This window comes from Acidaminobacter sp. JC074, from assembly GCF_022496765.1.
GTDB lineage: Bacteria > Bacillota > Clostridia > Peptostreptococcales > Acidaminobacteraceae > JABXKX01.
The window spans coordinates 1-5,466 of sequence record NZ_VANV01000049.1; the positions used below are offsets into that span (position 1 = coordinate 1).

At 31.6% G+C, this 5,466-nt stretch carries 5 protein-coding genes; 4 read left to right on the top strand and 1 reads right to left on the bottom strand.

Annotated elements, in window-relative coordinates; all coding sequences use genetic code 11:
* Positions 1-148: 148 nt before the first annotated feature.
* From EZV73_RS28055 to EZV73_RS28070, 4 genes are all read left to right on the top strand, one after another.
* Positions 149-832: a DUF4956 domain-containing protein gene (locus EZV73_RS28055; RefSeq protein ID WP_240843902.1), complete on the top strand. Its 684-nt coding sequence runs from the start codon at positions 149-151 to the stop codon at positions 830-832.
* Positions 833-847: 15 nt separating this feature from the next.
* Positions 848-1,528, top strand: a complete 681-nt coding sequence (locus EZV73_RS28060; RefSeq protein WP_240843903.1) for a response regulator transcription factor — start codon at positions 848-850, stop codon at positions 1,526-1,528.
* Entirely contained in the window at positions 1,521-2,717 is a 1,197-nt protein-coding gene (locus EZV73_RS28065; RefSeq protein ID WP_240843904.1) for a cell wall metabolism sensor histidine kinase WalK, read from the top strand. The genes EZV73_RS28060 and EZV73_RS28065 overlap by 8 nt, the downstream gene beginning before the upstream one ends.
* A 362-nt stretch (positions 2,718-3,079) precedes the next feature.
* Positions 3,080-3,514: a hypothetical protein gene (locus tag EZV73_RS28070; protein ID WP_240843905.1), complete on the top strand. Its 435-nt coding sequence runs from the start codon at positions 3,080-3,082 to the stop codon at positions 3,512-3,514.
* A 156-nt stretch (positions 3,515-3,670) separates the two neighbouring features.
* Here the strand turns inward: EZV73_RS28070 and EZV73_RS28075 are convergent, their stop codons facing one another.
* Positions 3,671-5,260, bottom strand: a complete 1,590-nt coding sequence (locus EZV73_RS28075) for an IS1182 family transposase (RefSeq protein ID WP_240843906.1) — start codon at positions 5,258-5,260, stop codon at positions 3,671-3,673.
* Between the last annotated feature and the right edge of the window lie 206 nt (positions 5,261-5,466).

Sequence of the window (5,466 nt, forward strand, 5' to 3'; positions counted from 1 at the left end):
TCTATCAAATGACACTACTGTTATTTGTTGTGAGGAAAAATGGATTTAAAGGTATATTTACTGTACAAAGACTTAAATCTATAGGAATTGTATCAAAGAAAGGATATGTCAAAGTATTGGAATTACTTACTTGACATAAAGAGGTATTATGGATTTTATAACTGACTTAACAACACAAACAGATATAATGACAATCCCAGCATTTATTTTCACTATAGCTGCAGCTTTAGTACTTGGGGCACTTTTTTCTATGGCCATTCAATACAAACAATTCGTAAGTAAATCTTTTGCTGTAACAACTGCCATCCTACCAGCTGTCGTTTCAGTTATAATCATGATGGTAAACGGTTCAATTGGAGCCGGAATTGCAGTTGCAGGATCATTTTCACTTGTTAGATTTAGATCAGTTGCAGGTTCTGCTAGAGAAATTGCAATCGTTTTTATATCAATGGCAATTGGATTAGCATGTGGTATGGGTAATGTTGTTTATGCAACAATTTTTTCGGGTATTATTATTCTTGGCATGTTTGTTTTAGAAAATACAAGAATTACAGATTTGGGCAATCAAACTAGACGAAAAACGGTACGAATCACAGTTCCTGAAAACTTAGATTATACTGATATCTTTGAAGATGTTATGAAGGATTTTACATCTTATCATATATTAAGATCCGCAAAGTCTATCAATTTAGGTAGCATGTTTAGGTTAACTTATGATATTGTTTTTAAAGATAGCTATGACGAAAAAGAGTTCTTAGACGAAATAAGAGTTAGAAATGGCAATTTAGAAGTATCATGCTCTTTAGCCACACCATCAAACGACGAACTATAAAATAAGGAGACATTTATGCGTATATTACTAGCTGAAGATGAAAAAGATTTATCAAAGGCACTCGTTTCTGCCTTAGAGAAAAACAAGTATTCTGTGGATGCAGTCTATAATGGCGAAGACGCAGTGGACTATATATTACTCGGTAATTATGACGCTGCTATTTTTGATATTATGATGCCTATAAAATCTGGTTTAGAGGCATTAAGAGAACTTCGTAGCAAGAAAATCGATATACCTATACTCCTTTTAACAGCAAAAGTAGAAATAAGTGACCGTGTAGAAGGTTTGGATTATGGTGCGGATGATTACTTAACTAAGCCTTTTGCCATTGAGGAATTAATGGCAAGAATTCGTACTATGACCAGAAGGAAAATACATGGACGTACCGAAAATGTGATTGTTATGAATCAAACAAAGTTAGACTTATTAAACCACGAAATCATTACACAAGCAGGAAAAACATTCCTGGGTAATAAAGAGTTCCAAATGTTTGAAATGTTTATGAGTAATCAAAATCAATATATTACTGTTGATATGTTATTTGAGAAAATATGGGGATTAGAACACGATGCTGATGTTTCTGTTGTTTGGGTTAATATTTCTAATCTTAGAAAAAAATTAAGAAAACTTCATTCTAATTTGACAATTGAAGCAAAAAGAAATATTGGCTATAGATTGGTGGAAAAAGATGATTAGTAAACTCAAAAAGAGATTTTCTATTGTTGCAATATCTGTTATCACTTTTGTGCTTTTAATTATACTCATATCTGTAAATGTTATAAGTATATCTAATAACATAAAAAGAGCTGATGAAACTTTATTACAAGTTTCAACTATGGTGATGAACAAGTCAGGCATACAAAACAATCAAGCACCTCCATCAAGAGAATTTGACAGAGTATTTGACGCACTACTTGATGATGACAAGAAAATCACGAAACTCACTAGTGCAAATGCAAACATTTACAGTGATATTGATGTACAAGCGTTGGTAGACCAGCTACAACTTACTAGCGGCGATAAAAAAGGCTTTGTAGAAAACTATCGATATCTTATCGTCTCTTCTAATCAAGTATTTTTTCTTGATTACACCTTTGAAAAATTATCAGAAACGAGTTTTCTTTGGGGAAGTTTATTGATTTTTGTTCTAGCCATTGGGTTGGTCGCAATACTTGTTATTCTTTTTTTAAAGCCTGTTTTAAAGCCTATACAAGAAGCCTATGTAAAACAAAAAAGGTTCATTACAGATGCATCTCATGAAATTAGAACCCCACTTACTATCATTTCAACCAATATACAACTTATAGAAATGGAGAACAATAAAAGTGAATGGACTGAAAGTATTTCAAAACAAGTAAAGAGACTCAATCAATTAAGCGAAAGTCTTGTGACCCTTGCGAGAATGGACGAAGATGAAGTAAGATTAGAAAAGAGCGTCATTAATTTATCTGATCTAGTAAACGATGTACTTATTGGCTTTGAACCATCTATAAAAGCTAGTGGTCAAACTATGAGTACTCATATTAGTGATGATATTCGAGTTCTTGGAAACTATGATGCTGTTGAAAAAGCTTTTTCCACTATAATGAGCAATGCTATCAAATATTGCAGTAAAAACGGCCATATTGAAACCATTCTAAAAACAGACAATCGTCAAGTGATTTTAACAGTAACCAATGATGCACAAAACTTGGTAAAAGGAAGTTATAACACATATTTCGAACGATTTTATAGGGCTGAAGATTCTAGGAACTCAGAGACAGGAGGATTTGGCATTGGCTTGGCAATTGCCAAATCAATCATTGAAGAACATCAAGGATCAATCAAGGCTTTGAGTAAAGATGGTCGTACTTTTTCTATCGTCATCAAACTAAAAAAATATTGATAAGCGTTACAATCATAGTTATTATTTAAAATCACTTACTTTGTATTTTGAATATATATACCAAGTTTATAGGAGATATTGATATCAGATGATATTAACATCTCCTATGTAAGGTCATTTAGTTCATACTGTAATCCTTATTGACAGCAAAAAGTGAATTAAAAATGCATTGGTTAAAGATATCTATATAAACGAATTAAATTTGTAAAAGTACATTAATTGCAGTTATTAATTCACTCGATTCTTGAACAAGAATAATCATATATGCTAGTATATAACTAATAAAAATCACATACTTGTGATGAAATGATTATCCCGCTTGTAATCATTTCATTATCTAATGACTAAAAACAGGAGGCTCTATGAAAGTAATCAAACTTTTCACATCACTTATTGTACTAATTTCTTTAATCAGCTGTACCAGTGAATCAATAACGATTGGCACATATCACGATTTATATCTTGAACAGTTTGAAAGTTTAACGATAATATCTTTGGGCCATCAACATGCTAGTGAAGAGTTGCATGAAGAAGATACTCAAATGATTTACGACTTCATGCTCAAGATGGAACCTTTAGGAAGTGTTTTAGCGAGCGAAAACCAAAAGGTGCTAAAAACATTAAACTACATGATAGATGTAAATTTAGCAGATTCACTTTTAAATATTGAAAGTGGTGATGATTATATTTCAATATCACACCAAGGTGAAAACAATGAAGTAATAACTACTATACACATTATGGATGAAGAGGATATGGCCAAGTTCAATGCCATAATCGAAGAATTATACCATTAAAAGGGAGTGTTGAAATAGATTGATTTTATCTATTTCCCTGCATTCCGATGTAATTATGAGTAAACACCTGAATTCATCATTGAATTTAGGTGTTTTTTTGCATCATAAATAAGAGGTAGWATCCTCTGAAATATTTTAGATTCACTTTTACCTACTTCAYTCTAGTTCTTCCTCCTTAATTTCGTAGAATTTTAACCCTAAGTCTAAATTAATGGTTTTGGTATGCAGTTTATTAATGTTTGCTGCAAACATCATAATTCTGAATTCATTATCGATATTGTTAATTCCCTTTGTTAAAAAGCGTCTAAAGCCATAGTTATGTTTCATCAATCCAAAGAACCCTTCTACTTGAATTGAACGATTCATTCTCAACTGAGTGCCATATTCAGAAGTAATGTTTTCTGTTGACTGTTTTCTATATTCAATCATTTTMTCTGATACTTGAATTTGTCTATTTCCCTTAGCTTGTGTACATTTCGCTTTCAACTGACAGTTTCTACAATCCTCACACTCATAGATTTTTATATCTGCGATGTAGCCAGACTTACTTTCCCTAGTAATTTTATTTACAAGGACAAGCTTCCGATTTGCCGCGCATAKGTAAAAATCTTCCTCTGAATTATAGTTCATGTTTTCTCTAAGCTTTATGTTTTTGCTATAATTTCTGTTTTGAGATTGTTCATAATTTTTGGGTTTGATATAACTTTCTAGTTTCATTTTATCTAAGTACACATAGTTTTCTTCACTTTCATAGCCTGCATCAGCTATGATTCTTTGTAGAATCAATTCACAGTATTCTATTAAATAATCTGTAAAAGGTTTCAACGTATGCAAGTCATTTGCCTTATCAAAGGCCATGCATCCAACACCATATCCACCACTTACAGCAAGTTGTATATTGTAGCCAGGCTTCAATTGTCCATTCATCATATGATCATCTTTCATACGCATAAATATCGCATCCGTATCAGTTTTACTATATGAATTTCGATTACCAAGGTTTTCATAATGTTGGTCATACTTTAAACGTTTCTCAAGATAACTTTCGAATAATTCAATGTCTTTTTGTATTTGGTGTTTCTTTTTACCTTTACCGTAAACAAATGTAACATCTTCTCTATCTTTTATGTAATGCAGTAATTTCAGTACCTCTCTTAATCTTTTTGTTTGATATTTGTATGTATACTTAAAGGTAATTTTATACTCTGACTTATATCTTGGATAATAACGACGTTTGATATCTCGTAAGCTTTTTCTTATCTTTTCGCACATTTTCGCATCATTTTTAGTTACTGCTTTTTTCCAAACAAATGTGTATCTATTTGCCACAGCCTCAATTTTTGTACCRTCTATAAATATGTTTGATGTGTCTATTTCACCCATCTGTATCAGAAGAAGTGTCAGTTGTTTAGTGAGATCTTCAATAACTTCTGCAGCATCTTTTCTGAAATTAGCTATCGTTGAATGGTCTGGAGCTTTTTTTCCTTGCAACAACCATTTAAAGCTTATGCGATCTATACATGATTCCTCAATTTTTCTAGAAGAAAAGACCCCTTTAATGTAACCAAGTACAATTATTTGAAAGAGTAATTTCCCAGGATACTTAGTATTATGATAAACAGGAAACTGTATATTCATTAAGGTATAGTCTAATTTTTCAGTAATAGCATAGAGAGTTCTTACTGGGTCATTCTTTGACACCTCTGTAACAACATCAATTGGTAATAAAATTTGATTTGGATTCATTTTTTTGATAAAATCTCCTTAGGTTTGGATTTACATAGTAAAACTTTTTGCGGGGTAATACTATGTATACTAAGTAGATTCGACATCGGATCTACTTTTCCTTTTTGTAATTTTTACCAATTGATAAATAAAAGAAATGAACTATAAATCATCTGATTCATAGTTCATTTTTGTTTTGTTAATTATTTACTTTCGACAGCCCCTTT

Bases quoted from the DNA above. Each gene is read 5' to 3' on its own strand.
- EZV73_RS28070 (WP_240843905.1), top strand. From the start codon at position 3,080: ATGAAAGTAATCAAACTTTTCACATCACTTATTGTACTAATTTCTTTA.
- EZV73_RS28065 (WP_240843904.1), top strand. From the start codon at position 1,521: ATGATTAGTAAACTCAAAAAGAGATTTTCTATTGTTGCAATATCTGTT.
- EZV73_RS28055 (WP_240843902.1), top strand. From the start codon at position 149: ATGGATTTTATAACTGACTTAACAACACAAACAGATATAATGACAATC.
- EZV73_RS28060 (WP_240843903.1), top strand. From the start codon at position 848: ATGCGTATATTACTAGCTGAAGATGAAAAAGATTTATCAAAGGCACTC.